The sequence below is a fragment of the Desulfitobacterium metallireducens DSM 15288 genome, from assembly GCF_000231405.2.
Lineage (GTDB): Bacteria > Bacillota > Desulfitobacteriia > Desulfitobacteriales > Desulfitobacteriaceae > Desulfitobacterium_A > Desulfitobacterium_A metallireducens.
Map to the genome: position 1 here is coordinate 708,312 of NZ_CP007032.1, position 26,478 is coordinate 734,789.

The window sequence follows — 26,478 nt, forward strand, 5'->3', positions numbered from 1 at the left end:
AGGCGTTGTTTAATGAGTTTTAAGATTAACGACCACATTACATATGTAGGGAAAATCGATTGGGAATTACGGAAATTTCACGGTGAGGAGTATTCAACGCAAAAGGGGTCATCTTATAATTCTTATTTGATTAGGGATGAAAAAACGGTTCTTATTGATACCGTTTGGAAACCTTTTGGTAAAGAATTCGTGGAAAATCTTAAACAAGAAATTGATTTGACCAAAATTGATTTTATTATTATGCAGCATTCAGAAGTGGATCACAGCGGAGCTCTTCCTTATTTGATGCAAGAGATTCCGAATACGCCTATTTATTGTACAGCAAGCGGGAAGAAGATTATCCAGGGACATTATCATCAAAATTGGAACTTCGTTGAAGTTAAAACGGGGGATAAATTGAATCTCGGTCAGCGAGAAATTACTTTTATAGAAGCAAAAATGCTGCATTGGCCGGATACCATGTTCTCGTATCTCTCAGGAGATAATATTCTGTTCAGCAACGACGGTTTTGGGCAACATTACGCTTCAGAACATATGTATAATGATTTGGTTAACCAGGATGAAATTGCTACAGAAGCAATGAAGTATTATGCGAATATCTTGGCTCCTTTTAGCAAAATGGTGGTTGGAAAAATTAACGAGCTTGAAAAATTATCATTACCCATCGAGATGATTTGTCCAAGTCATGGTATCCTCTGGCGTGATAATCCGATGCAAATCGTCAAAAAGTACATGGAGTGGGCCACAGATTATCAGGAAAACCAAGTGACCATTATTTATGATACGATGTGGAATAGCACGCGGAGAATGGCTGAGGAAATTGCATTAGGGCTTCGGGAGGCAGATCCCAATTTGACGGTTAAGCTCTTTAATTCAGCGCGTTCAGATAAGACGGAAATTATTGCGGAGGTTTTCCGCTCGAAAGGAATTCTGGTGGGGTCACCGACGGTCAATAATGGATATCTTTCGTCGGTTGCAGGAATTTTAGAAGAAATTAAAGGAATGAAGTTTAAGCAGAAAAAAGCAAGTTCCTTCGGAAGTTATGGATGGAGCGGCGAAAGTGCAAAATTGATTTCTGAGGAACTCCAAAAAGCCGGTTTTGAAGTGGTTGATTCAGGACTTCGTTTGCTCTGGGTTCCTGATGAAGAAGCTTTAAATCAATGCAAAGAGTTTGGAAAACGGGTCGGGGAAGCATTTTAAGATAACGTACTAAATCATAAGGCTTGAATGTCGTATATTGCGCATTCAAGCCTTAATTTGTGTCCTTAATATATTTCTTAATAGAAGGAAGCTATAGCATGAATGAGATTGAAAAGCGTCGAAGTATAAGAAAGTATATCAATAAACCAGTTGAAGATGAAAAAATAAATAATCTAATTGAGAGTGCAAGGCAATTTGAAGCCTGCACTTTGGCTATGCTTACTTGTTTTTTGGCGATAATATAGCTGTTTTAACATGGGAAAAGTCGACTTTATTGTAGGGAACATCGCACACTATGGTTGCGTCAACGAAGATAGTTGTAGCTGCTTCGAGAGCCTATAAGCGGTCGGGAGGTCGCTGTCGCTGCCGACCAAAACGCGACCAATAATAAGCACCGAATTATTTGGCGAAGAAATCTGTGACACCCCCTGCGGCACGGCCCCTTGCCAACCGGGACCGCAGATGAGGTAGGCTCCAGCCTCTGTTCCTGTGGTACGTTTACCGACGTAGGCAAAGGTAGTATTTTTCGATGGATCGGTGAACTGCACACTGTAATAGCGACCGACCATGTCCGGCACATGCAAGATTTGCGGCCCTTTGCTGAGGTCTAACCAGCCGATCGTGATGAGTGTGTCACGGTTCACGCCAGTAGTTGTTAAGTGCGAGCCTGATGAATGGAGGGGGTCTGCAAATTGCGCTTGAGGTTGCGTATAGAGCGTGTTAATTGGGACAGGGCCCTCACCAAACCCTTTAACAAGGATCGCTCTCTTAAACACGGACAAAAGCATACGCGGCAAAAAGTAGATGACAATGAACCATGCAGCGACCATGAATGAACCAAAAATCAGCAAATGCTCGTATCTCACATGTTCCATCATTTCACCTCCACAATTGGCGGTACGTTGTATTTTCCGTCTAGAATTGTCGCACCAGGCATATATACGCGTAACCAAAGAATGAATTTACCCGAGGGCGCGGGCAGCCAGTTGGATTCACAACCTGCCGGAGCGGTGTTCTGAATGTAAATATCAACAGAGCCGTCGGCGTTTGGTACGAGTCCCGACCGATCACTCACGCTATACCGATTGATTGAATTCGCCACAAAGCGATTCATCGCATCACCCATGGTCAGTGACCAGAACGCATCATTCGGCGGGAGTCCACCCGTAGGAAAGCGCATGATGTAGTCGTGCTCTCCGGAGAGATCATGACTCGCGCCATCTACGGATGTGGTCCAGTACATCGCCTCTTGCGGTATGTTTACTGGGCCAGGAAAGGCTAGGACACACGCAGCGCGCATGAACATGCCATTGTCAGGTACGCTTAATCTAAACATGGTGGTCCATCCGTTGACCTTTGTGGCCTTCAGTTTCGCGGTAATTTGGGCCGTGACAAGCGACAGCCCGAAGCCGACGAGAATGCCTTGAATCACGTCAGTTCTCACAGGTCTTGTTTGGATAAAGAAGAACGATTTTATCATGACATAACCGCAGATCACACCGCTGATCATCAATAGATAATTATACGCTTTTTTGGTCATTTAGTTATTCCCTCCTAGTTCTGCCCGTAGTGGGGATCGTTACATTTGCCGGGAACCCCTTACAAAAATTAAAGTTATTGCCTTTCCTGAAATAACTCTTAAAGAGATAACCGACAAGTTAAATATACTGACAAACAACTGGGCATATCCAACTTCAGGTATTATAATTCTTGCAATTTTAGGATTCGCGACTTTTCATGCATTATTCAAGTGAGTTAACGACACAAGTGCTTCGCATAATTCTTATCCGCGAACCAATTGTAGGATTATGTGCAGTTCAGGCCGGACGGATCTATCACACTTTTTAAGATTTAAAGAGGAAGAAGCCCACTTTTTAATTAAAGTGGGCTTCTTCCCTTATCCCACTTTAAACGCGGCTACGCTTCCTTTAGAGGTTGGCGTAACTTCAAGGCGGGCGTCAATTCTCTCTTTTAGCTCGGGAACGTGGGAGATGATTCCGACTAAGCGGCCTCCCTGCTGTAGATCGAGCAGGGCTTTAATCGCAAAATCGAGAGACTCAGGATCTAAGGTTCCAAAGCCTTCATCGACAAAAAGGGTATCGAGGTGAATTCCTCCCGCATAGGACTGGACAACATCGACTAAGCCTAAGGCTAAGGAGAGAGAAGCGAGAAAGGTTTCACCACCGGATAGGGTTCCGACTCCTCGGGCGAAGCCGGTGTAGTTATCAAATACTTCTAAGTCGAGACCGCCAGCTGTATTTTTACGCGCACGATCCATCGTCCGTTGCAGATAATAACGGCCTCGGCTCATTGTTTTCAGCCGCTCATTCGCGGCGAGTGCGACATCATCGAGTAATGCTCCAAGGACAAAGCGTTGAAGCGTGAGGCGGTAATCATTTTGGCCGTTGGCAACTTCAGAAAGCCGTCCAATGACCGCATATCGGGAAGAAAGCGTCTCGGCTTTTTGCTTAATTTCGTTCAATCGGTCATACCAGCGTTTTTTGGATTCTAACGTATGGAGAAGTTCAGAATGATGACGCAAAGCAGTTTCGTACTCTTGCTGAAGCGTTGCAGCAACCTGATGAAGTCTTTCTAAATCGGGACGGGCGAGAGCTTCTGTCCTTTCTTTGCTTCGTTGGACGCGCTGTTTAGAGGCACTTAAGTTGAGTTCAAAGTCTTTAATATGTTCCTGGACTTTCATAATTCGTTCAGGCGGCCACTTCGATTGGGCATATTGCTCAACGGTTAGGAATCCAGAGGTTTCGAGGCGGGCGTTAAATTCAGCCTGAATTTGGATTAAGCGTTCTTGAGTTCGGCTTAGGTTGGCTAAGGTATTATCAAAGTCGGCTTGAAGTTTGGTGAGGTTTTGAAGCGAGAGTTGCTCGTTTTTCTGCGCTTCTTCCCAGTCGAAGTTCAGCCGGGATTGAAGCGTTTGAGTTTCTTGCAGGGCTTTTTGCAGGGATTGGGGATCTTGAAGCTCAGTGGGAACGTTCCCTTGACGTTCTTCTAAAATAGCTTGGGCTTTTTGAACTGCTATATTAGCTAACTCCCAAGCTTTTTCTGATTCTACCTGTTCACTCTCTAATTGGGTTCGTTGATCCGCCCAGGTGGCTACTTCGTTGCGCAGCGTTTCAAGTTGTTGGGTAGCTCTTAGGGCTTCCTGGTAGGTGGAACGGGCATGTTCGAGTTCAGAAGTTAGGGTGACGAGTTCCATTTGAGCATAGTTTCCGAGTTCCTCACTTAAGCTTTGAACTTTTTGAGCGGATAGGTCGCGTTCGTTTGATTCCTGATGATAGGATGTTTGGAGGAGTTTGACGTTGTTTTCTGCTTGCTCGAGTTCTGTATGTTTTCGTTTGAGGGTGTTTTCATCCGGCGTATCTGAAACGAAGGCTGCAGGTTGAGGATGATGAGTGGAACCGCAAACGGGGCAAGATGTTCCCTCAGCGAGTTGAGAGGCCATAACTCCGGCTTGACCATTGAGCCAGGCTTGTTGAAGTGCGGAATAAACTAGCTTTAACTCCTTGAGCTGGTCCTCAGACTGCTCTAGCTTGCGCAAGCTTGAAGATAATTGGCGCTCAGCGGTGAGGCATTTTTTCTTTTCACCTTCTAGATTTTGCCGCTTATCAAGGAAGGATTGAAGCTTTTCCAATTCCATGCGACGTGACGGGGCTTCAGTGGACAGGAGGAGGAGAACTTGGACTTGTTCAGCTTTTGATTGCTGAGTTTTCTGGGCTTCTTCGAGTTGAAGTTGGAAATGATTTTTACGTTCTAGAGCTGAATGGAGTGCTTTCTGTGTTTCAAGTGCTTCCTTACGTGATAAGGCAAGCGCTTGCACTGTCCCTGAAAGTTGCTGGAGACGATGAATTTCGGCAACTGCTTTTTCGCGTTCCGGAGCTTTATTTTCTTGAGCCTTTAAGGTCTGTTGGGAAAGTTCAAACTGTTGCTTCCCGGACTGCAGAGCTTTTTCCTGAACTTCCTGGTGAGCCTGCAGTGTTTTGACATCTTGGGTTTGTTGGTTGAGTAGCGTTTCAGTATCGGCTATAGTGGCTGCAGCGAGGGCTTTAGTAAGGTCTTGGCGAAATTGATCCACAACGGAGATCTTCGTAATGAGTTTATTGAGCTCATCTTCAGCGGTCTCGCGTTCCTTCCATTGATCTTCAGCCTGGGTGGCTGTCGTAATTTCAGCTTGGGCGTTCTTTAGCTGTTGCTCCAATTCGCCAACCTGTTTATTGAATTGAATTTCATCTTGGCGCTTTTGCTCGAGTTCCGTTTCCAAATCACTTAAATTTGCAACGGAAGCTTCTTGGAGAATGAGTTCTTGATCATGAAGCAGTTCTTTATGGAGTTGGGTTAGTTCTTTAGCCTTGGCTTTGAGTTTGTCTTCTATTAAACGATATAAATCGGTTTTAAACAGGGTTTGCATAATCGCTTCTCGTTCGTCTGAAGAGGCGGTTAAGAGTTTGCGGAAGTCTCCCTGAGGCAAGAGGACAACTTGGCGGAATTGTTCACTCTTGAAGCCGAGGAGGGCTTCCACTTTTTCGGTGACTTCCCGCCACGAACTGGCCAGCAATTCATAGTTACCGTATTCTGTATGGAGATAAAGTTCAGCTTTGGCTGGGGCAATGGTTGTCCCTCCGCCGCGCTTGCTGGGACGTTCTTGCTCTGGCCAACGATTGACTTTATAGTGTTTTTCGCCGATTGCAAATTCAAATTCGACCTCTGTTTGAATGGAAACATCGGCATGATCGCTGCGCATGGATTTGCCCGTGCGTGAGCTCCCGCTAGTCGTTCCATACAGCGCAAAGCAAATTGCATCCAAAATTGAGGTTTTTCCTGAACCCGTTGGTCCATTAATCAGAAAGAAGGAGCGCCCCTTTAATTCCGCAAAATCTAAAATTTGTTGATAGGCGTATGGTCCAAAGGCGTACATTTTTAAAACTAAAGGTTTCATACGGATACCTCCCGTGCATCGCGGAAGACTTCCTCGAGTACACCTGCTAATTCACCCTCTTGCTCTGGGTTTAAGGCTTGTCCAGACATTTGCTCAAAAAAGGAGGCGAAAAGTTCTTTCTCCGTCAACTTACGATGATCATCTTTTAATCCCAGTAAGTTTCCTGTATTTGTGATGTAAGGTCGTTCAATCGCTAAGACATTGGGGAAAACGTTACGAAGTTGTCCGATTGGATCAAGAATAGGATCGGTATCTTTGAGCACGATCTGTAGATAATCCTCAGAATTGCCTAGAGTGTCAGCATGTTCGAGAATTTCCTTAAAGTAACCTTCAAGGATTCGGACATCCCGGCGGGGAGATAAAGGAATGCTTTCGATATGAGCATCACCTTGAGCATCTAGCTCAACGAGGTTGATTCCTTTCGTTTGATGCGCCTCAGAAAAGGAATATTTAAACAGAGATCCGGGATAGCGGATGGAGTCATTTCCTACTTTTTGAGAATGATGCAAGTGGCCTAAGGCAGTGTAATTAAAGGGCTTAAACAGATCTGCACTGACCATACCGCTTCCTCCGACGGAAAGGGGTCTTTCCGAATCAGTAACAGATCCGCCACTGAGGAAAGCGTGAGCGATAGCTACTTTACGTGAGGAGTCCGGAATTTGTTTTAAAGCATGCTGAATCATAAAATTTAAAGCGTGCTCATGATCCAAGGCTTCTGGTTCTTGAAGACGTTCCCTCACCACCGATGGTTCTGCGTAAGTAAGGGGAACAAAATGAACTGGGCCGTATTCATCTTCTAAAATAATGGTTCTAGGTTTACCCGTGAGTGGGCCGAAGACATGAAGTCCTTGTCGTGTAAGAAGTTGATTCCCAAAGCCGAGTCGTTCGGGGCTATCATGGTTTCCCGCAATCAAAATGACGGGCGTTTGGTAATCTAAGATGATTTGGGAGAGTGTCTCATTTAAAAGTTCCACAGCTTCGGTGGGAGGCACAGCACGATCATAGATATCTCCAGCAATCACCACAGCTTGGGGTTTGCTGTCGCGAATTAAATCCAAAAATTGGTCGAGTAAGTAAGCTTGATCTTCGGTCAAATGGATGCCATGAAAAATTCGGCCAAGATGCCAGTCTGAGGTATGAAGAAAGCGCAAGGGGGGAACCTCCTTTAGTCAGATTTCCTGATTATACTCTAGCATAACAATTCGTCAAAAATTTGTTATCCCCTCTGAAACTTTTTGAGAACATGAATCGTATATCAAGTGTAGAAACAAAGAACAAAGAGAACAAAGTACAGAATTTAATCAGGAGGAAAGAAATATGACAGACAAATTATATCGTTCAGGCGTCGATAAAAAACTCGGCGGAGTATGTGGGGGTCTCGCAGATTACTTTGATATTGATGCAACGCTGATCCGACTGATTGTTTTGATCACCTTTTTTATGGGGGGGATGGGCTTTCTCGCTTATATTCTCGCATGGGTGATCATTCCTTTGAATCCAGAGGATCAGTTGGGAGTGCATCCACAAAATGTTAGAGATGAAATCCGCTCCAGTGTTCAGGATTTTTCAAGTAGCGCTCAGGGTTTTGCAGAAGATCTCAAGGCTACGCATCCGGAGCGTCGCAAGAGATATGTGGGAATTGCGTTGATTGTCTTAGGAATTCTATTTTTATTAGAACAATGGATGCCGTTTTTCTTTGATTGGGGTAAGATGTGGCCGATCTTTCTCATTATCATTGGGGTTGGAGTAATTTGGAGGAGGGACAGATAATGCGCCACGCAGTCGATTCAGTAAGTCGGGGGTTACTCTTTATCGCTTTGGGGATTGTCTTTTTCCTCAATACGTATGGAATTTTGCCTTGGGGCTTTTGGGTTAATGTCGCAGATCTTTGGCCACTTCTCTTCATCTTAGGCGGGATCGCTCTTTTATTGAATAAACGGGTTCCTTTCAGTACAGTTCTGCTTGTTTTTTTGATTGCCCTAGTGGGATATTCCTTTGTGCCTGGTAATAATCACCTGAAGTATCAAGGCCCTTATCATACGGGATCAGGTGGAAGTATGGATTTTGCGGTTCCGCTCGAAGAAGGAATTAATAAAGCAAATGTTGCCCTTAATTTAGGGGGGGCGGACATCAATCTTAATACAGTAGCGCCAAAGACTAATTCTAAAAATATACTTGAGGGACAATATGAGTGGACGGCAAATGTTAATCCTTCTTCAGATCAATCGCCTAAGCTATCCCAGAATAGAAATGGGGATACCTTAAACATCGAATTTGATGCCGAAAAAAGAATAGGTAATGGAGAAAGTAAGCTAGACTTTACGCTTAATCCGCAGATTGACTATGGAAACATGGAAGTTAATGCAGGAGCGTTCAATGGAACTTTGGACTTAAGTCAATTGCGGATGAGTAATCTCGATATTAATAGTGGGGCAAGCCAGCTGGAATTACGTTTTGGAGACACAGGAACGAAGACTCAAGCAGAGGTTAATGCGGGAGCCTCAAAAGTTACGTTAGTCGTTCCCGAGCAAGTGGGGCTTAAAATTAAAATTAGTGGTTTTACAAACAGTACTAATTTTGCTGGGGATGGGCTATTTTTACAGGATAAAGAATGGGTGAGTCCTAACTATGATTCAGCAAAGTCGAAGATAGATCTATCAATGTCGGTAGCGGCTGGAAAAATTGATTTAGTAAGGCCTGACACTCCAAGCGCTAGCTCTGATAAAATTTACTAAAGTATCATATAAGATGAGATAAAGCATGAATAATCCCGTAACAAAATAAAATGTTACGGGATTATTTGGTATACATATTAAGTGGTATAGATACGGCATGAATTAAAGGTTATTTTCCGACGATGGGAATAGGCTCATCAGAAACCTCATCCAATCGGTCTTCCCAGAGATATTTCTTTGTTTCAGATACGATGATGGGGCTTAAGAGAAGTAATGCGACAAGGTTCGGAATGGCCATCAAGGCGTTGAACGCGTCTGCCATATCCCATACTAAAGGAAGGCTCATAATGGAGCCAAGGAAAACTGCAATAACCCAAAAAAGACGGTAGGGCGTAATGGCAATTTTACCAAATAGGTATTCAATTGCTCTTTCACCATAGTAAGACCAACCGAGGATGGTTGAAAATACGAAAGTGAGTAGACCAACGGTAAGTACAATCGGACCAATTACGGGGATTTGCTCAAAAGCCATGTTGGTCAGAGCAGCTCCTTTTAAGCCTTCCGCTGCTGCAGGGTTACTTATGATGCTACTGACAACAACAAGTCCGGTCATTGCACAGACTACGACTGTATCCCAGAAAGTTCCGGTAGAAGACACCAGAGCTTGGCGGACAGGATTTCTCGTTTGAGCTGCAGCTGCTACGATTGGAGCAGAACCTAAGCCAGACTCATTGGAGAAGAGACCTCGAGCAATACCGTATCGAGCAGCCATCATAACGCTAGCTCCAATGAAGCCGCCACCAGCTGCATGAGGGGTAAAAGCAGATTGGAAGATTAAAGAGATGGCGGGTGCTACAAATTCAGAATTCATGGCTAAGATAATGATACATCCTAAGACATAGAAAATGGCCATAAAAGGAACAAGCATCTCAGTGACTCGAGCGATGGATTTGATTCCACCAAGAATAACGGCAGCTGTGAGGATCGCCATGATTGCCCCGCTGATATAGGGAGAGATATGAAAGGTTTCATTCACCATAGCTGAAATGGAATTCGCTTGAACGGTGTTACCGATCCCAAAGGCGGCGATCGATGTAAAGATAGCGAACAATATGGCAAGCCATTTTTGACCCAGCCCGTTTTCGAGAGCATACATTGGACCACCAAGCATTGTTCCATCAGACGTTTTAACCCGGTATTTAACGGATAAAAGGGCTTCCGAGTATTTTGTTGCAATACCGAATACTCCCGTCAACCAGCACCAAAGCACAGCACCAGGACCACCAAGTGCAACTGCCGTCGATACTCCAACAATATTACCGGTACCAATGGTAGCAGCCAAAGCTGTAGTGAGGGCACCGAATTGACTGACATCCCCCTCAGCGGATGTATCCTTAGTTACCGAAAGTTTAATCGCTTTGAAGGTGTACTTTTGAATAAAGCGGGTGCGAAAAGTTAGGAATAAGTGCGTACCGAAAAGTAGAATCAGCATCGGGGGACCCCAGAGGTATGTGTTTAACCAGAGAATAAAATTGTGAAATGCATCCATGTTTTGTCTCCTCCTTGTTTTCTCAATCTGTTTTTATTTAGCTTGAGGACTAATCCTTATATAAAAAGAGCCAAATCAGGAAAGATTTGACTCTGGAGTGCTAGCGTAAGTCTAAGAGAGATCGCGTTTTAGAGCTATCTCCTAGATAAACTAATACTCTGTCCTTTTGCCTGAGAGATTTAAAAATAATCTTATGTTGCCCCTTCGGCGCCCAATTTGGGTCTCTCCAGAGTGCTGTCAATTTACGGTCTAAACTTGAAATCAAGTACCTGAAAGTTTAACTTCTTCGGCGGGCAATAGCCACTCTCCCGTAAATATCATCCAGTAATATGCAGTTGTTTTAAAGCTAATTATCTAATATTATAATTTTTTAGATTATTATATTCAAGGGATATATTAGGATAAAGTGACAGAAAGCCTCATGAATTATGTATACTTTACAGGATATCAAGATGAAAGCGATTTATTTCGAGTTTGAGGTTTTGCGCTAATTCGGTAAGGTTAAGATTCGCTACTTTTAAGTCCTCAAGCGACGCGTTTTGTTCCTCGATTCCAGCATAAACAGTTTGGGCTTGAGCAGCCGTCTCACGGCTAACCTCATCAACATCGCGAACCGCGGCTGTGACGGTTTGACTCGAGGAAGAGATGCTGTAGATCGACTGTGTGACTTCTTGAATTTCACTCATAACGTTTTGAATGAGCTCAGTGATGCTGTCGAATCCTTCTCCAGCATGATTAACGACTTCAATTCCTTCATTGACTAAACTTGCGTCATTTTGCATCGATTGAATGGCATCTTGTAAATTATTTTCGTTGTCTTGAATTAAGACCACGATTTCGCGGGTTGCTCCAGCGGTCTGCTCGGCGAGCTTTCTGACTTCTGCGGCAACAACGGAAAAACCGCGTCCGTTTTCACCTGCTCGAGCCGCTTCAATGGCTGCATTAAGGGCGAGCAGATTGGTTTGATCAGCGATTCCGGAAATGACTTCGGTGATGTCAGAAATTTGGCGTGAACTCTGAGACAATTTCTGAATCGCCGCTTGAACACTCTTTGTTCCCTGACCAATATAAGACATTTGAGTCATCGCTTGAACAACGGCTTTTTGACCTCCCTGAGCTGTATTCTCTGTTTTTTCAACGAGTCTCGTGACACTAGAACTGTGTGTAGCAATAGACTTTACTGTAGAAGAAATTTCTTCGATACCGTTTAAGGTGCTATCAAGGGAAGAGGATTGTTTGGCTGTTCCTGCAGCAACATGATCGATTGAGGCGGCTATTTGATCTGAGGTGAGGGCTGTTTGTTCTGTTACGAAGAGAAGCTGGTTTGAGGAATCAGCTACATGTTGTGCGGAAATTTGGATATGTTTTACAAGATGCTGAAGATTTTCTAACATCTTGTTTACTCCAGTTGCAAGCCGCCCTGCCTCATCGCGGGCTTGACCCGTCAGCGGCTGTACATCTAAATTTCCGTCCGCAATTTTTTCAACTGTCTGAAGGATGAGCTTTAAGGGCTTGGAAATTAACCGGGACAGCCATAAACCGATAAGTAAAGCGATAAGGCCTGCTGCAAGAGGAAGTCCAAATAGAATTTTTTCGGCTCTGGCAAAATTAAGATTATCTCTTGCGAGAGTTGCTTCCGCTTCTTGAGTGTTAAATTCCAGAAGCTCAGTATAAATCGTATTACTTTCAAATAAGCTTTGTGCAGTTTTGGTTTGATATTCTTGATAGATCTGAGCTGGGTTTTCGGTGTCCATGCGGGTGAGGATTTTTTGACGCTCAGTGTTTGTTGCTGCGATCAGTTCTTGCAACCGGGTTAGACGCTGTTCTTCATAAGGTTCAAGCGGCAGAGCCTGATATTTTTCTAGCGCTTCAGCGCCAAGTGCTGCTGAGATATTGGCTTCAGTTATAAGCGTTCGTTGGGTACCTGATTCAGTTGCGGCGAGGAGAGCTTGGGTAGTGAAGAGCTCTGAATTTTTTGACCGGCTTGCCGCATCGCTTAAAAGTTCGATTGAAAGGGTTGAATTGGAGTAAATCGAATTCATAGCCTGTTCGGCTTGAAGATAATAAGAATAACCAGTGTAACTTAAGACTCCCATAAAGAGAATCATGAGCAAAACTAAGGAAATGATTTTAGAAGCGGTTTTCCAATGTCGAAATCCAATCATCAAATGCCAGTCCCTTCATTTTTTTGAATCCGAAGCGGTTCAATTCGATAAGCATTTCCCGGGATAGTTTTCGTTTCTTTTTTGAGATGTGCAGCATGTTGGGCAATCTCAGCGGGGGTTAAGGCATCATTTTCCGGTAGGATGAGGGCAGCAAGCGCAACACTGAGATGATTTGCTCCAACCATGTGCTCGGTTTTTATTTTGAACTCAGCGATGATTGCTTCACAGAGTTCTTCGAGTTGGGTTCTCTCAGTGATGAATAAAAAGTCGTCCCCGCCGATGTGACCGACAAAGGCGGATTCGTGGTCGAAGCCGCCAGCTCTGAGTAATATCTCGCCCAATAGCTTGATGACCATATCTCCTCTTTGAAATCCAAAGGAGTCATTATAATATTTGAAGTGATTGAAGTCTGCATAAATGAGGGTAAATGATTTCCTATTAGTAATCCTTTTTTGAATCTCTTGTTCGATCGCAATATTGCCCGGTAATCCGGTCAACGGATTAGCTCCTCGAGCAATCTTGATTTGCGTAGCCGCCATTGCTTTGATGAGAGAAGCGACTTTAACCATGCCAACGGCTGTTTGCTGGTGTATGACGACGAGCCCGTCATACAGTTGGGCATCAGAACGAGACATGGCAAGGGTCGAAGCGATCTCAATCGGTGTATTATCTTCAAGCATAAGCAGGTTTGAGTCCATAAGCAGGGTGATGGGGCGTTCCATATAGAGACTTACTCCGTAGCGGGTCCCAAGCGAAGAATAGAATTTATCGCGGTGAATAACCCCGTTAACTCGTTTATGTTCAGCGATTCCTATGAACCAGATGTTAGGATGAGTTCGAAAATACTCGTCAACAACGTGAACGGAGTCGTCAGGGTTAAAAAGGGGAAGCGGTTCGACCAGGGAAAGAATGGTATTGCTATCCTGGACATTCACGTTGTGTCTGTTTTTAACTAACTCAAGACTCCGGGGATTGATCACGGCACGCTCAAAAGAAGGGTGGGCAACAAAATAGCCTTGAACGTAATCTACACCTAATTGAACAACGGTCCGCATTTCGGCTTCGGTTTCAACTCCCTCGGCGAGAAGACGGCAGCCAATGCGGCGGGAAAAGGTGCTGAAAGTTTCGAGCAAGGCCCATTTCGTCGGATCGGTATGAATAGATTGGATCAGTGAGCGGTCAATTTTTAGAAAATCAGGCTGAAGTTCGGCGATGGATTGTAAAGAGGAATAGCCTGCTCCAACATCGTCCAGGGCTATGAGATAGCCTTGGCTTTTGTAGTGCTCCAAGGCTTCACGGAAGGTGGAAAAATCCTGAATAGCGCTGCGTTCTGTAATTTCAAGGACGACGTCAGAAGGCTTTAGATTTTTTTGAGCAAGAAGTTTACGCGTTTGGCCTGAAGCAAAATCTGGATCAGTTAAAATCTGGGGATTAACATTAAGAAATAATAGCTCTTGAGGCTTGAGGACTTTAGAAGAACTTGAGATTGCACTTCGCCGGCATAATGTTTCAATTGGATAAAGCTCTCCAATCTTTTCAGCAAAGGGAAAAAGCTCAGCAATATTAGAAAAACAAGTGGGGGCTTTCATTCTGGCTAAAGCTTCAAAGCCAAAGATTTCGCCTCGTTTAACATCAAGGATGGGTTGATAAGCAGAGGTTAAATGGTTTTCCTGATGAGTTAATAATCGATGAATCTCATCCTTGCGTTCATCATATTGAGGATCGGGTTCAGATTTATTTAAGCGGAAAGCTTCCTTCACTGCGTTATAGAGCAAATAATCGGCACTTCTTGAGGCTTGAGGTTTACATTCAACAAATCCTGTTCGTATATGGATGTTTTCCAATACAAACTCTTGAATTCGAGTATTGATTTTGCTTTGAAGTGAAGGAAGCCAGGGAGTAATGAACGTTTGAAAATCAAAAGAGACCTGAGTGTGAGGTACAAAGTAGATTACAAAGTCATCACCGCCTCTGCATTCAAGCAGCGTTGTTTTAAAGAGATGAGCATGCTGCTTAAGGTTATGATTAATTTCTTTTTCTACTTCTTCGAGAATTCGGTTACAGGTTTTATAGCCGCGACGGAACTCAACTTCGTGAAATTTAACGATATCGAGATAGAGGACCCAGATGGAACGCCCATCGCGCAGAATTTGGTAGAGTTGACGTTCATGAGGTTGGTTATATTGCGCACTGTTGTTCATAATTCATTCCCCTTTAGTACAACGGATAACTATTGAAGTCTTAAGGTAACACCTTGTTACTGGCGTTTCATAAAATTCAAATACCCTGCGGTAGTATTTCCTCTGCTCATTCTCACACCTCGTTAATTTATTCTTCATGTTTATTACAAGTTTAAAAGTTAATCGTTAATTTTATATTAGAAAGATAGAAGGAATTATTAAGATCTGTTAAATTTTATGTAAAGTATACATAAGCGTTAACAGGAATTTAACTAATTCTTCACTATGAGTTAACATGAAAAGTATAAAATGAATTCAATACTTAATATTTGAACCGGTGGGAGGGGCGTCTAATGTCTAAGGTTTTGTTAATTGAAGATGAAAAAGAGATTCAAGAATTGGTGAGTTATAATCTGAAAAGGGAAGGGTATGACGTTAGAATAGCCGGCGATGGGAAAAGCGGATTGAAGATGGTGTATGCCGAGCATCCGGATTTAGTCCTGTTAGATGTTATGTTACCTGAGCTGGATGGCTACGAAGTGTGTAAAGCGATTCGAGCAAATCCTGAAAGCGCAAATCTACCTATAATAATCTTGAGTGCCAGAGATGAAGTAGCGGACAAAGTCATCGGGCTTGAATTAGGAGCAGATGATTACGTGACCAAGCCCTTTAGTCCTCGAGAATTACTTGCGCGGGTCAAAGCCAGATTCCGTGAGGGTAAGCGTAATAATGATCTTGAGAAGGAAAAGACGATCAGCTGGGGAGATTTAGAACTCAGGACGGATAGCTATATCGCTACTGTGGCAGGGGAGAACATGAACCTAACGGCTAAGGAGTTTGAACTGTTGCATATTTTTCTTAATCGACCCAATCAAGTTTTTAGCCGAGAATATCTCATGCAAAAGGTATGGGGGTATCAAACAAGTGGTGATACGCGAACGGTCGATGTTCATATCAGTAATTTAAGGAGTAAGCTCAAATCTCTGGGCCCAATCATTGAATCCGTACGAGGTATTGGATATCGCTTCGCCTCAAATCAATTAACGAAAAATTAACAAGTCCTTTACGATTAATTCATAGTCAATTAACAAACATTATCTATAATGCAGTTGTGAAAGCGTTTCATATAGTTTTTAAAACCGAAATTGAGGGAGGAAATTAAAACATGTTTAAGAAGAAGTCTAGAATTGCTATTGTGAGCACTGCGTTAGTTGCCCTATTGGCATTGGCAGGTTGTGGACAAGCTGCCGCTCCTCAAGGAGGAAACACAACAGCTGATAAGAAAACAATCACGGCAGCAGGTTCGACCGCTCTCCAACCATTAGCACAAGCAGCGGCTAAAGATTTCATGAGCAAGAATGCTGGCGTTCAAGTGAACATCAGCGGCGGCGGATCCTTCACCGGACTTAACAACGTAGCAAGCGGCTCTTCTGATATCGGTAACTCTGACGTCAGTGTCGATGGAAATGCTGATTACAAAGACAAAGGCTTAGTCGATCATCAAGTTGCTGTTGAACCGTTCTTAGTTATTACTAATAAAGATGTTACCGTTGATGATTTGTCCAAAGCTCAATTAACGGATATCTTTACAGGTAAAATCACCAACTGGAAGGATGTTGGCGGAAAAGACGCTAAAATTACGATTATTGGCCGTGCTGCTTCGTCTGGTTCACGGGCAACTATTAGCAAAATTGTGTTAGATGGAAAAGACTTCACTTCTGCTGCAACAGCTCAAGATTCCACAGGTAACTTGATTACTGCTGTAGGACAAACTCCTGGATCTATTGGTTATATCGATGCTGCTTATTTAAAAGATACTGTTAAAGCTCTGAAATACAATGGTGTTGCTTATAGTGCTGATGCAGTGATCAATGGACAATATCCTATCTTTGCATACGGCCACATGTATACGAAGGGTGAAGCTACGGGAACTGTGAAAGCATATCTCGATTACATCATGAGTGCAGATTTCCAAAATACTAATGTTGAGAAAGCTGGCTTTATCCCTGTCAGCAAAATGAAGAAATAATCGGTTATCCTGCTGGAAATAGTAATCAATAAAGAATTAAAAATCCTAACCCCTGTTAAGATGTTGAATTTTAATAGAAGGTTAGGATTTTTAACATAGATTTAACAATTGTTTAATTCGGGCTTAACAGAGGCAAGCTAAAGTAAGTATGTCATGTATACAGTGGGGGGTGGGAATTTTGCCTCGGAGTAGGTCTATGGTTTATTTTAACGATCGTCTGTTTCGCTATCTTTTTATTGCCAGTGCAGTTCTGGTTTCATTGATTATCGTTTCGATTATCTGGTTTGTAGGGAATCAAGGGCTAGCGACTTTTCATGATGCTAGTTTGATTGAATTTTTTACGAGTAGTATTTGGAACCCGAGTAATGGAAATTACGGGGCATTGTCCTTTATTACAGGATCCCTTGTTTCAACCTTGATTGCCATTCTTATCGGAGGACCTCTCGGTTTAGCTGGTGCAGTATTTATGGCAAAAATTGCCCCGCCTTGGTTAAGGCGAATTATGCGCCCGGCTACCGATCTTTTTGCGGGTATTCCTTCAGTCGTCTATGGTTATGTTGGAATTACGGTTCTCGTTAATTTTATACGCGAAACAACAGGTTCACCTACAGGGTTTGGATTGCTTGCTAGTGGCATTGTCTTATCGATTATGATTTTGCCGACGGTTATTAGCATTACAGAAGATACTCTACGTTCCTTGCCTGCTACTTATGAAGAAGCATCATTAGCACTGGGTGCTACTCGTTGGCAAACCATCTGGAGAGTGTTAGTTCCGGCTGCCTCACCAGGAATCCTAACCGCACTGATTTTAGCGATGGCACGTGCTATCGGAGAAACCATGGCAGTGCAAATGGTCATCGGCAATTCTTCACAATTTCCGAATTCATTGATAAGCCCATCGTCAACTTTAACGAGTAATATTGTTATGGAGATGGGAAATACTCCGTTTGGTTCAACTTGGAATAATGCTTTATTTATGATGGCCTTAATTCTCTTACTTATTTCCCTTGTCCTCATTATTCTTGTAAGGGTAGCGGCTAAAAAGGGGGCTGAATAATGAGCGCTAAAAAAATGGATAAATTGGCGACGGGAGTGCTCTGGTTTGCTGCATTGTTTATCCTTGGCCTACTTATCTGGTTTTTGGTATACATCTTAGGTCGCGGATTACATTACCTCAATCTTGAGTTTTTTATCGGCCCGGATGGTATAGGGGCTCAACTCTTTAACTCGTTTTATATCCTCTTTCTCTCGCTACTCTTTTCCTTACCGATCGGGATTGGAGCGGGTATTTATTTAGCGGAATATGCACCTCAGAATAAGCTGACCGATTTAATCCGTTTGAGTGTGGAATGCTTGGCAAGTGTACCTTCAATTGTGTTTGGTTTATTTGGTATGATTATCTTTGTTAATGTATTGGGACTAGGGTACACCATTGTGGGTGGTGCCGCCACTTTAGCCCTCTTGAATTTACCTATCCTTGTGCGTGTCACGGAAGATTCCTTAAGGGGAGTTCCCGCAAGTTATCGTGAAGCAAGCCTTGCTCTAGGTGCAACGATGTGGCAAACTATACGTAAGGTTGTTCTGCCGACTGCGTTCCCGGGAATTCTGACTGGAATAACGCTCGTTGCTGGACGCGCTCTAGGGGAAACAGCGATTTTGATCTTTACAGCAGGAATGAATGTCTCCCGATATTTATTTGATACTAATCCAATGGCAGCTGGTGAAACTTTAGCCGTTCATTTATATGCTGTGAAGGCTAATCCGTTGCCAGGGACAAATGCTGATGCCATAGCAGATGGTACAGCGGCATTGTTGATTATTGTTGTATTGATTTTTAATCTCGTATTATCTTTGCCAAGCCGCTTGATGGAAAGACGACTAAACAGCAAAAACGAATAAAGGAGACTAGTGATGAGGGATAAAATCGTTGTTGAGAACCTAGATCTCTTCTACGGTGACCATAAGGCTTTAAATAATATTAGTCTGAAGATGGCTGAGAAGAGCGTTACAGCGCTGATTGGACCGTCAGGCTGCGGAAAGTCAACCTTTATCCGAAGTCTGAATCGAATGCATGATCTCTTGCCAGATGTTAAAATTTTGGGTAAGATCAAGATTGATGATGAAGATATTTACGCGTCAGATACTGATATTGCCCTTTTGCGGAAACGGGTCGGCATGGTTTTCCAAAGGCCAAATCCTTTTCCAAAATCGGTTTATGAGAATATTGCTTATGGACCGCGAATCCATGGCGAAAATTCGAAAGCACGTTTGGATGAAATTGTCGAGTCCAGCCTGCGGGGAGCCGTTTTATGGGATGAAGTGAAGGACCGCTTGCACAAGAGCGCTCTCGGACTTTCGGGGGGACAGCAGCAGCGGCTATGTATTGCTCGCCTCTTAGCGGTGGAACCGGAAGTTCTGCTCATGGATGAACCAACCTCTGCACTTGACCCGATTTCAACAATGAAGATCGAAGAGTTGATTAGTCAATTAAAAGCAAAGTATACAATTGTTATTGTCACACATAATATGCATCAAGCCTCGCGGATTTCTGATCAAACCGCCTTTTTCTTAAACGGAGTACTTGTTGAAGCGGATGAAACAGGGGTTTTATTTACTCGACCTGCAGATCAGAGAACAGAGGATTACATTTCTGGCCGTTTTGGTTAATAAGGGGGTATTCAGAGTGGCAACTCGACATTTATTTGATCAAGCCTTAGAGGACTTGAATGAGGAAATATTTCGCTTAGGGGAAATGGTGAACAGCCAGATTAAAGACGCAATGACCGCCCTTGATAAACAAGATTTAGAGTTAGCCAACCATGTGATTACTGGGGATCTTAAGGTTAACGAATTGCAAGCGAAAATTGAAGAGAAATGTACACTTCTCATTGCTACACAACAGCCTTTTGCAAAAGACTTGCGTAAAATCGTGGCTTATTTCAAAATTTCAATCAATCTCGAGCGCATGGGTGATTTAGCAGTTGACCTTGCTAAAATTTCGTTACGCATTGGTGGCGAAAAGTTGATTAAACCTCTTATTGATTTACCCCGTATGGCAGAGCTTGTTCGGGAGATGTCCTTACAAGGTATCACGGCGTGTAAGGATGAAAATGCTGAAGAAGCACAAGCTATGGCTGCAAAAGATGACATTGTTGATCATCTTTATAATCAGATTTTCAGTGAATTAATGCTCTTGATGATTGAGGACCCGAAGAAAATCAATCAAGCCGCTTATCTTTTATTTGCGGGACGACACTTGGAACGCATCGGTGACTATTGTACCAATATCTCGGAAGAAGTCCTTTATGTTGTCACAGGTAAACGGACCGATTTAAATTAAATAAGGCAAATTTGGAAGCTGGAGTATCAAGACTTTGAATCGGTCGATTCAAGGTCTTTTTTATAGACTTGAAGACAGGTATAGTTATTGAATTATAGGCAAATGGTATTATATTATGTATTATAATATTAGGAAGTCTTTTTTTAGTCATAGAGTGTAAGATAAAGGGGATAAATCGTGGAAGATCAAATTACGAAAATAAAAAGTGACTTTTTTAAAGCGCTTGCTCATCCAACTCGGGTAGCAATTCTTGAACGTATTGCGGATCAAGAAGTATGTGTTTGCGAGATTATTGAGGATTTGGGCCTAGAACAATCTAATGTTTCTCAACATCTTGCGATTTTACGCAAACAGAATATTATTACCTCGACAAAAGCGGGGCTACAAGTTCATTATCAGATCAAATATCCTGAAGTTTTGGAGATTTTAAAAACGGTTGAAAGTATTATGACCAAACAACTCAATGAAACTCAAGAGTTAATTCGTCATTTGGGAGGACGGTGAGAAAGGAATAACTAATAGCGGTATATTTGTGGACATATTTGACCTCCATGTTAATCACAGTTTGTTTCTTAGGAAAAAAGCAACTCCGATTGGAGTTGCTTTTATGTTACTTCTCGCTGAAACAGTCGTTTTTTCAGTACCTATTTATTGGTAGACGTAGGATTTGGCATAGGTTGAGGTGGGGCTTGGAAAAGCTTTCCGTTAAAACTTCCAGCGAGGGTTCGTACAAAGGATAAGATCCATTGCACAGTGAGCAAAGCTGTGAGAAGAGCGGTGTATCCAAGGACTAGGCTGGATTGGTAATACACCCCTAATTTAAAACTGGCCATCGTATAGGCAGCAAGGGGGAAGATGAAGGCCCACCAGGATAGGGTAAAAGGGATGCCTCCATGCTTTTGGTAATGACGTGAGATCAAGAGGGTAATTAAGATGGCCCATAAGCCGAGTCCCCAAATGATGTTTGCCAGGAGATAAAGCGTTTCTACACCGGGAAGAACCCCTAGGAGCTTAGCTGAATCGGCTAAACCCATTAATGATACAGTTCCCACGCCGATTGGCCCGAGAATAATCCAAAAGGTGGGTGCCATCGGATTTGGAGGTAACGAATGTTGAGCAAATCGTGTGAAGACTATAGCCCCGATGAAAAGAAAGAGGAAAAAGCCAAGTCCCCAAAAACTGAAATTGATGAGAAGTGCCGTTTTAGCCCAAGAAGCATTCATGGAATGTAACATTGTTGTTAAAGGGTTTCCGATTAGGGGAACAGCAATACTCGCAACCGGTGAAATTAACCAAGCAAAGTTGATCATTTGAGGCGGCGTTTGTTCAGAACGCATCATGTTGTAAGAAGCTTGCGTTCCGAAAATTAACGCACCCAGCACCCCAATCAACCAAGAGAGCAAGGCGAGGGAAGATAAAAAAGAGGGACTAAAAAATTTTTGACCCATTAGTGCAGCATTCGAAGCAAGAATGATTAACCCGATAGGCATGGTCACAAAGAAGTTTCCCATAATGGGGTGCATTAAATCTTTTTTGATATTGTCAAAGTGCGAAAACCAGCGAAGTAACCAGGGGATAAAGATTAAAATAAAAAGTAGTGCATTTAGCCAGGCTAGACCGATTCCTAGGCTGCGAGAGGGTGCCCAAATGTTACCCCATAGATAGAGTACATTAGCAAATCCACCCGTGCCCATGACGGCAGCAAACCAAGCCGGAGAAAAGTTTTTAACGATTCCTTTCTCTCGTGACATCTAAAATCCTCCTCTTTACTATATTATGAATTACGAATATAGTATATATCTGTAGGAGGTATCAATCAAGGGAAATGTATAAATATGTTATCACGAAGAACAAAACTTCTAAGTTTAGTTGTTAACATCAAAAATATTTGATATGATGAAGCTATGATAGATACAATTAGAATTTCAAATGCTTTAAGTGATCCCATTCGTCATCGTATTCTACTGATGTTAGCTAAAAATGAAAGGGGTGAAACTCAAGGGTGCTGTAATTCCCCATATGAGGGGGTATGCAATTGTGATATCGTATCCGCATTAGGATTGATCCAATCGAGAGTTTCCTATCATATGAAAGAACTCGCAGATGCCAAGCTTATCACCGAAGAATCTAAAGGGAAATGGAAATATTATTACCTTAATCAAGAAACGCTAAGGAGGTATATTGAACAAGTCGAATTGGACTTTAAACTATAACCTCTATTTTTTTATTCTACATATCAAGAAAATTTGATGTGCCTTAAATTTCTACTCAATACTGTAAAAAGGGAGGAAACTGAAATGGAAGATATACGTGAAACGGTAAGAGAGAAGTACGCTTTTGCCATTACGAATCAGAATCAAGGATGTTGTGGAAGCAGCGGGTGCTGTGGTAGTTCCTTAAGTGATGCGAAAGACCCGATTACAGCTAATCTTTATGATGAAGCGGATTTACAAGGCTTAGATTCAGATCTAGTCGCCAATTCCTTCGGATGTGGAAATCCTACAGCTTTGGCAACCTTAAATCCGGGTGAGGCTGTATTGGATTTGGGAAGTGGTTCCGGACTAGATGTTCTTCTCTCAGCTAAAAGGGTGGGACCGACAGGGAAAGCATATGGACTCGATATGACGGAGGAAATGCTTGCAGTTGCAAGGGAGAATCAAAGAAAGAGCGGAGTGGAGAATGTAGAGTTCTTGAAAGGGCACATTGAAGAAATTCCCTTACCTGATAATACAGTCGATGTGATTATTTCAAACTGTGTTATAAACCTTTCAGGGGATAAAGATCAAGTACTGAAAGAAGCATTCCGTGTATTGAAACCCCAGGGAAGATTCGCTGTCTCGGATATTGTATTAAAGAAATCTCTCCCGGAAAGGATCCGGGAGAATATGTTAGCTTGGGCAGGGTGTATCGCTGGGGCATTGTTGGAAGAAGAATATCGTGAAAAGCTCGCTTTATCAGGGTTTGAAAATATCGAACTTCAAGTGACCCGCGAGTATGATCTTACAGACCCAAGTTTGAGAGGTATGCTGGAGGAATTCTCAGAGGAGGAAATCGAGAAATTCCAAGGGTCAATTGTGAGTGCCTTTATTCGGGCGAATAAGCCAGTCTAGAAAAAATTGAAGATTGAACGTGAATCTATGAGAAATTCAAGAAACGAGACTGTCGCAAAACCTATGGTCGTGTAGTTTCGCGCCTATCCGTTCACTCTAGCGCTCTGGGACTGGTTCACTTCGCCTTCGTAGCAGCTCCGCCAAACCTCTAGGCAATACCTGATGTGAACCTCTGGCTGCGCTAGGCTACGAAGGCTTTGTTCACCTGCACGTCACTCCGCGAATCGTTCTCTCCTATGCGCGAAACTACGCTTTCGGGTCTTTTGCAATAGTTCATAATTATTTTGAGCATCGAAAACGGGGCTGTTTTGCGACAGCCCCGTTTTTTCTAGGTAATACTATTGATCGCATTACAATATAAGTATATAATTATATTATAAATCGCACCTGCGAATAAATTAAGGAGATAGACCTATGAACAAAAAGACGATCTATTTCATTTGTACTGGAAATTCCTGCCGTAGTCAAATCGGCGAAGGATTCGGTAAGAAATACCTGGACCATGAATATAATGTGTATAGTGCTGGGATCGAGGCTCATGGTTTGAATCCCTTGGCAGTTAAGGTCATGGCCGAAGTGGGGGTAGATATTTCGGGACAGACTTCGGACGTGATTAACTTAGAACAACTTAATCAAGCGGATTATGTAATCACCCTGTGTGGAGATGCCCATGATCGATGTCCAATGACTCCTCCACATGTCAAAAGAGATCATTGGGGATTCGAAGACCCGGCAAGAGCAGAAGGCTCCGATGAGGAGCGATTACAGGTTTTTAGGCGAGTTCGTGATGAGATCGAAGAACGGATCAAGCAATTTGCTTTAAATGGGGAGTAATTGAATTAAATAAAAATGAAAGTAAAAATGCTCGAGGGAATATGAAGAAGAAGGAGGGAATCAGTTGCACGAAATGGAAGGTCTGGAACACCTTGTGGAGGAATTTAAGACTTTAGGCGATAAGACACGTCTACGGATTCTGGGACTTCTCCGAAAACGGGAATTATGTGTGTGTGATCTACAAGAAGTTTTAGCAATTAGCCAACCGGGTGTATCACAACATATGCGAAGGCTGCGTTTGAATGGATTGGTAAAAGAACGACGTGAAGGGCAGTGGACTTATTATTCTTTGAACGAGGAGAATCCCTTATTAGAAATGATCCTCCCGATGATTCCCACGATTGAAGAAGATGAGAAACGATTAAACCATGCTCCAGGGTGTAAAACCCAAAAATAGGAGGTCTTTTGATGAGTGTTGATTTGCCAGTCAGTCGAAAGCTTTCGACATTAGACCGTTATCTCACTTTATGGATTTTTTTAGCGATGGCGATAGGGGTAGGAATCGGATATGTGTTCCCAGGAGTTGCAGGTTGGTTAAATTCCTTATCGATTGGGGCGACTTCAATTCCGATTGCCATAGGACTCATTGTCATGATGTACCCTCCCTTGGCCAAGGTCAAATATGAAGAGATGGGTCTGGTTATCAAAAATAAAAAGGTCATGACCTTGTCTATTGTTCAAAACTGGATTGTTGGACCTATCATTATGTTTGTGCTTGCAGTGGTCTTTCTTCACAATTATCCTGAATATATGGCTGGACTGATCTTAATCGGTTTAGCTCGTTGTATTGCGATGGTCATTCTTTGGAACAGCTTGGCCAAAGGAGATTCTGAGTATGCTGCTGCTATTGTCGCACTGAACTCTATTTTTCAAGTTGTTTTCTATTCTGTATTCGCGTATTTCTTTATTACAGTTTTTCCACAATGGTTGGGCTTATCCAAGGGCATGGAAGTCCATATTAGTATGTGGGAAGTTGCGAAAAGCGTTTTAACCTATTTGGGAATTCCTTTTTTGGCGGGATTGCTTACTCGTATGTTTTTGGTGCCTCGGAAGGGAAAAGAATGGTATGAGAAAAAGTTTGTCCCCAAAATTAGTCCACTCGCTTTAATTGCGCTCCTTTACACGATTGTAATTATGTTCTCTCTTAAAGGGCAGTATATTGTGGCTCTCCCTATGGATGTCGTGCGGATTGCGATTCCACTCGTGCTCTATTTCCTTTTGATGTTCTTTGTCTCATTTTATATGAGTTATAAAATGAAAATTTCATACCAACAAACCGTGACTCTATCATTTACGGCAGCAAGCAACAATTTTGAACTGGCTATTGCGGTAGCGGTGGCAGTCTTTGGCATCAATTCTGGCCAAGCATTTGCTGCAGTCATAGGTCCACTGATTGAGGTACCCGTGATGATTGCGTTAGTAAATGTGGCGCTTAGACTTGGGAGAAAGTATTTTGATGTGGGTAAAACGACAACTTAACATGAGGCATTCTTACCTGTTCACCTATAGGGTATTGTATTAGATATGGGACTGATATTAGACGTCTAATTTAGATGTGAATGGTATAATAAGAATTAAAGAGAAAGGCGAAATTGATATAGGGGATAAGGTGGGATTCAGATGGATTTGGAAAACAAAGTGGTCTTGATTACTGGGGCTTCGAGCGGGATTGGTAAAGAGCTGGCTAAGAAGCTTGCTCACAAAAAAACGAAGCTCATTTTGGTCGCAAGACGTGAAGAAAGGCTGAAAGAAGTTGCTGAGGGCCTAGGAGATTCAGTCCAAGTGATCATTGTGAGAGCGAATGTAACCCAAAGGGATGAAGTGGATCAGGCTGTTCAGAGTGGTATTGAACGATTTGGAAAGTTAGATATTCTAATTAATGTTGCTGGACAGGGATATTTTGGCCCTATAGCGTCTATGGATATGAAAGCTTTCGATCAAGTTGTAAAAACGAATGTATATGGACTTCTGAACATGGTGCAAGCCTCTGTTCCTTTCCTCAAAAAAACTCAAGGTATGGTTGTCAATATATCCTCAGGTTTAAGTAAACGGGCTTTACCTTTTTTGACTGCTTATGCGAGTAGTAAAAGCATGGTTGATGCTCTTTCCGATGGAATGCGCCTAGAGCTTAGAAAGTATGGAATTGATGTGCTTAACTTTTGTCCGCCGGAAACAGAGACAGAGTTTTTCGAGAAGACTTTGCACGATCCGAAAATGAATCCGAATGCTCATCCCAGAAAAATGGCTAAATCTGAAGATGTAGCAGGAAGGATTGTAGAAGCAATGATCGCTGAAAAGCGCGAAGTTGTGGAAGGTCGCTTTTTACAAATCATGAACTTCTTTGCTCCCAAACTCCTGGATAAGATGTTTTATAAGGGTATGGTACTCAAGTTGGGAGGGGATGAATAGCCTGGAATAAAAAATAGTTTAAAAATCCCACGTATT

At 42.7% G+C, this 26,478-nt stretch carries 24 protein-coding genes, 1 pseudogene and 1 riboswitch; of the genes and pseudogenes, 17 read left to right on the forward strand and 8 right to left on the reverse strand.

The genetic code is table 11. The annotated features are described in order from the left end of the window. Nucleotides 1-12 precede the first annotated feature (12 nt). Both DESME_RS03425 and DESME_RS15855 read left to right on the forward strand, forming a co-directional pair. The gene (locus tag DESME_RS03425; RefSeq protein ID WP_006715262.1) at nt 13-1,200 is read left to right on the forward strand and encodes an anaerobic nitric oxide reductase flavorubredoxin; all 1,188 of its coding nucleotides are present in this window, start codon (nt 13-15) and stop codon (nt 1,198-1,200) included. A gap of 98 nt (nt 1,201-1,298) precedes the next feature. Beyond that, a pseudogene (locus DESME_RS15855) lies at nt 1,299-1,391 on the forward strand (nitroreductase family protein); the annotation flags it as partial. Nucleotides 1,392-1,493: 102 nt separating this feature from the next. Here DESME_RS15855 and DESME_RS03430 read toward each other — a convergent pair. From DESME_RS03430 to DESME_RS03445, 4 genes are all read right to left on the reverse strand, one after another. Beyond that, the gene (locus DESME_RS03430) at nt 1,494-2,075 is read right to left on the reverse strand and encodes a DUF1254 domain-containing protein (RefSeq protein ID WP_006715260.1); all 582 of its coding nucleotides are present in this window, start codon (nt 2,073-2,075) and stop codon (nt 1,494-1,496) included. Beyond that, nucleotides 2,075-2,740, reverse strand: coding sequence for a DUF1214 domain-containing protein (locus tag DESME_RS03435; protein WP_006715259.1), 666 nt, complete (start codon nt 2,738-2,740; stop codon nt 2,075-2,077). Before DESME_RS03435 ends, DESME_RS03430 begins: the two co-directional genes overlap by 1 nt. A 357-nt stretch (nt 2,741-3,097) precedes the next feature. Next, a complete protein-coding gene (locus DESME_RS03440; protein WP_006715258.1) occupies nt 3,098-6,151 on the reverse strand; it encodes an AAA family ATPase in 3,054 nt (1,017 codons plus the stop codon). After that, entirely contained in the window at nt 6,148-7,302 is a 1,155-nt protein-coding gene (locus tag DESME_RS03445) for an exonuclease SbcCD subunit D (RefSeq protein ID WP_006715257.1), read from the reverse strand. Before DESME_RS03445 ends, DESME_RS03440 begins: the two co-directional genes overlap by 4 nt. A 166-nt stretch (nt 7,303-7,468) precedes the next feature. On the opposite strand from DESME_RS03445, the gene DESME_RS03450 reads away from it, so the two are divergent. Both DESME_RS03450 and DESME_RS03455 read left to right on the forward strand, forming a co-directional pair. After that, nucleotides 7,469-7,921 (forward strand): PspC domain-containing protein, encoded by a 453-nt coding sequence (locus DESME_RS03450; RefSeq protein ID WP_006715256.1) that lies wholly within the window; start codon nt 7,469-7,471, stop codon nt 7,919-7,921. Next, nucleotides 7,921-8,886: a LiaF transmembrane domain-containing protein gene (locus DESME_RS03455; protein WP_006715255.1), complete on the forward strand. Its 966-nt coding sequence runs from the start codon at nt 7,921-7,923 to the stop codon at nt 8,884-8,886. Before DESME_RS03450 ends, DESME_RS03455 begins: the two co-directional genes overlap by 1 nt. A 109-nt stretch (nt 8,887-8,995) precedes the next feature. Here DESME_RS03455 and DESME_RS03460 read toward each other — a convergent pair whose 3' ends face one another. The 3 genes from DESME_RS03460 to DESME_RS03470 form a co-directional block, all read right to left on the reverse strand. Continuing rightward, entirely contained in the window at nt 8,996-10,375 is a 1,380-nt protein-coding gene (locus tag DESME_RS03460) for an alanine/glycine:cation symporter family protein (RefSeq protein ID WP_006715254.1), read from the reverse strand. A gap of 148 nt (nt 10,376-10,523) precedes the next feature. Beyond that, nucleotides 10,524-10,615, reverse strand: a riboswitch (glycine riboswitch). 197 nt (nt 10,616-10,812) lie between these two features. After that, nucleotides 10,813-12,540, reverse strand: coding sequence for a methyl-accepting chemotaxis protein (locus DESME_RS03465; protein ID WP_006715253.1), 1,728 nt, complete (start codon nt 12,538-12,540; stop codon nt 10,813-10,815). Beyond that, nucleotides 12,540-14,741: a GGDEF domain-containing protein gene (locus DESME_RS03470; protein ID WP_006715252.1), complete on the reverse strand. Its 2,202-nt coding sequence runs from the start codon at nt 14,739-14,741 to the stop codon at nt 12,540-12,542. Before DESME_RS03470 ends, DESME_RS03465 begins: the two co-directional genes overlap by 1 nt. A gap of 332 nt (nt 14,742-15,073) precedes the next feature. Here DESME_RS03470 and DESME_RS03475 point away from each other — a divergent pair, with 332 nt between their 5' ends. The 7 genes from DESME_RS03475 to DESME_RS03505 all read left to right on the forward strand — a co-directional run bounded on the left by DESME_RS03475 (nt 15,074) and on the right by DESME_RS03505 (nt 20,593). Then, entirely contained in the window at nt 15,074-15,775 is a 702-nt protein-coding gene (locus tag DESME_RS03475; RefSeq protein WP_006715251.1) for a response regulator transcription factor, read from the forward strand. A gap of 110 nt (nt 15,776-15,885) precedes the next feature. Next, nucleotides 15,886-16,749 carry a phosphate ABC transporter substrate-binding protein gene (locus tag DESME_RS03480; RefSeq protein ID WP_006715250.1) on the forward strand — a complete coding sequence of 288 codons (864 nt, stop codon included), beginning with the start codon at nt 15,886-15,888 and terminating at the stop codon, nt 16,747-16,749. Nucleotides 16,750-16,945: 196 nt separating this feature from the next. Further along, a complete protein-coding gene (gene pstC / locus DESME_RS03485) occupies nt 16,946-17,806 on the forward strand; it encodes a phosphate ABC transporter permease subunit PstC (RefSeq protein ID WP_006715249.1) in 861 nt (286 codons plus the stop codon). Beyond that, nucleotides 17,806-18,648, forward strand: a complete 843-nt coding sequence (gene pstA, locus DESME_RS03490; RefSeq protein ID WP_006715248.1) for a phosphate ABC transporter permease PstA — start codon at nt 17,806-17,808, stop codon at nt 18,646-18,648. Before pstC ends, pstA begins: the two co-directional genes overlap by 1 nt. A gap of 12 nt (nt 18,649-18,660) precedes the next feature. Further along, a complete protein-coding gene (gene pstB / locus DESME_RS03495; RefSeq protein ID WP_006715247.1) occupies nt 18,661-19,416 on the forward strand; it encodes a phosphate ABC transporter ATP-binding protein PstB in 756 nt (251 codons plus the stop codon). 16 nt (nt 19,417-19,432) lie between these two features. Further along, on the forward strand, nt 19,433-20,089 hold the full coding sequence (gene phoU / locus DESME_RS03500) for a phosphate signaling complex protein PhoU (protein WP_006715246.1): 657 nt from the start codon (nt 19,433-19,435) through the stop codon (nt 20,087-20,089). A 177-nt stretch (nt 20,090-20,266) separates the two neighbouring features. Further along, on the forward strand, nt 20,267-20,593 hold the full coding sequence (locus DESME_RS03505) for an ArsR/SmtB family transcription factor (RefSeq protein WP_006715245.1): 327 nt from the start codon (nt 20,267-20,269) through the stop codon (nt 20,591-20,593). Nucleotides 20,594-20,733: 140 nt separating this feature from the next. Here the strand turns inward: DESME_RS03505 and DESME_RS03510 are convergent, their stop codons facing one another. After that, complete coding sequence (locus tag DESME_RS03510) at nt 20,734-21,840, reverse strand: TDT family transporter (protein WP_006715244.1); 1,107 nt, start codon at nt 21,838-21,840, stop codon at nt 20,734-20,736. Nucleotides 21,841-21,993: 153 nt separating this feature from the next. Here DESME_RS03510 and DESME_RS03515 point away from each other — a divergent pair, with 153 nt between their 5' ends. From DESME_RS03515 to DESME_RS03540, 6 genes are all read left to right on the forward strand, one after another. Further along, a complete protein-coding gene (locus DESME_RS03515) occupies nt 21,994-22,302 on the forward strand; it encodes an ArsR/SmtB family transcription factor (protein ID WP_006715243.1) in 309 nt (102 codons plus the stop codon). A gap of 84 nt (nt 22,303-22,386) precedes the next feature. After that, a complete protein-coding gene (locus DESME_RS03520; RefSeq protein ID WP_006715242.1) occupies nt 22,387-23,199 on the forward strand; it encodes an arsenite methyltransferase in 813 nt (270 codons plus the stop codon). Between the two features lie 414 nt (nt 23,200-23,613). Then, the gene (gene arsC, locus DESME_RS03525; protein ID WP_006715241.1) at nt 23,614-24,033 is read left to right on the forward strand and encodes an arsenate reductase (thioredoxin); all 420 of its coding nucleotides are present in this window, start codon (nt 23,614-23,616) and stop codon (nt 24,031-24,033) included. A 73-nt stretch (nt 24,034-24,106) separates the two neighbouring features. Then, nucleotides 24,107-24,430, forward strand: a complete 324-nt coding sequence (locus DESME_RS03530; RefSeq protein ID WP_025248637.1) for an ArsR/SmtB family transcription factor — start codon at nt 24,107-24,109, stop codon at nt 24,428-24,430. An 11-nt stretch (nt 24,431-24,441) separates the two neighbouring features. Then, nucleotides 24,442-25,512 carry an ACR3 family arsenite efflux transporter gene (arsB, locus tag DESME_RS03535; RefSeq protein ID WP_006715239.1) on the forward strand — a complete coding sequence of 357 codons (1,071 nt, stop codon included), beginning with the start codon at nt 24,442-24,444 and terminating at the stop codon, nt 25,510-25,512. 141 nt (nt 25,513-25,653) lie between these two features. Continuing rightward, nucleotides 25,654-26,442 carry an SDR family NAD(P)-dependent oxidoreductase gene (locus DESME_RS03540; RefSeq protein ID WP_006715238.1) on the forward strand — a complete coding sequence of 263 codons (789 nt, stop codon included), beginning with the start codon at nt 25,654-25,656 and terminating at the stop codon, nt 26,440-26,442. Nucleotides 26,443-26,478: the final 36 nt, after the last annotated feature.

Bases quoted from the DNA above. Each gene is read 5' to 3' on its own strand.
- DESME_RS03515 (WP_006715243.1), top strand. From the start codon at position 21,994: ATGATAGATACAATTAGAATTTCAAATGCTTTAAGTGATCCCATTCGT.
- DESME_RS03470 (WP_006715252.1), bottom strand. From the start codon at position 14,741: ATGAACAACAGTGCGCAATATAACCAACCTCATGAACGTCAACTCTAC.
- DESME_RS03530 (WP_025248637.1), top strand. From the start codon at position 24,107: ATGGAAGGTCTGGAACACCTTGTGGAGGAATTTAAGACTTTAGGCGAT.
- DESME_RS03540 (WP_006715238.1), top strand. From the start codon at position 25,654: ATGGATTTGGAAAACAAAGTGGTCTTGATTACTGGGGCTTCGAGCGGG.
- DESME_RS03430 (WP_006715260.1), bottom strand. From the start codon at position 2,075: ATGGAACATGTGAGATACGAGCATTTGCTGATTTTTGGTTCATTCATG.
- DESME_RS03510 (WP_006715244.1), bottom strand. From the start codon at position 21,840: ATGTCACGAGAGAAAGGAATCGTTAAAAACTTTTCTCCGGCTTGGTTT.
- DESME_RS03480 (WP_006715250.1), top strand. From the start codon at position 15,886: ATGTTTAAGAAGAAGTCTAGAATTGCTATTGTGAGCACTGCGTTAGTT.
- pstB (WP_006715247.1), top strand. From the start codon at position 18,661: ATGAGGGATAAAATCGTTGTTGAGAACCTAGATCTCTTCTACGGTGAC.
- DESME_RS03455 (WP_006715255.1), top strand. From the start codon at position 7,921: ATGCGCCACGCAGTCGATTCAGTAAGTCGGGGGTTACTCTTTATCGCT.
- DESME_RS03450 (WP_006715256.1), top strand. From the start codon at position 7,469: ATGACAGACAAATTATATCGTTCAGGCGTCGATAAAAAACTCGGCGGA.
- DESME_RS03440 (WP_006715258.1), bottom strand. From the start codon at position 6,151: ATGAAACCTTTAGTTTTAAAAATGTACGCCTTTGGACCATACGCCTAT.
- DESME_RS03460 (WP_006715254.1), bottom strand. From the start codon at position 10,375: ATGGATGCATTTCACAATTTTATTCTCTGGTTAAACACATACCTCTGG.
- DESME_RS03465 (WP_006715253.1), bottom strand. From the start codon at position 12,540: ATGATTGGATTTCGACATTGGAAAACCGCTTCTAAAATCATTTCCTTA.
- arsC (WP_006715241.1), top strand. From the start codon at position 23,614: ATGAACAAAAAGACGATCTATTTCATTTGTACTGGAAATTCCTGCCGT.
- pstC (WP_006715249.1), top strand. From the start codon at position 16,946: ATGGTTTATTTTAACGATCGTCTGTTTCGCTATCTTTTTATTGCCAGT.
- DESME_RS03520 (WP_006715242.1), top strand. From the start codon at position 22,387: ATGGAAGATATACGTGAAACGGTAAGAGAGAAGTACGCTTTTGCCATT.
- arsB (WP_006715239.1), top strand. From the start codon at position 24,442: ATGAGTGTTGATTTGCCAGTCAGTCGAAAGCTTTCGACATTAGACCGT.
- DESME_RS03475 (WP_006715251.1), top strand. From the start codon at position 15,074: ATGTCTAAGGTTTTGTTAATTGAAGATGAAAAAGAGATTCAAGAATTG.
- DESME_RS03425 (WP_006715262.1), top strand. From the start codon at position 13: ATGAGTTTTAAGATTAACGACCACATTACATATGTAGGGAAAATCGAT.
- pstA (WP_006715248.1), top strand. From the start codon at position 17,806: ATGAGCGCTAAAAAAATGGATAAATTGGCGACGGGAGTGCTCTGGTTT.
- DESME_RS03435 (WP_006715259.1), bottom strand. From the start codon at position 2,740: ATGACCAAAAAAGCGTATAATTATCTATTGATGATCAGCGGTGTGATC.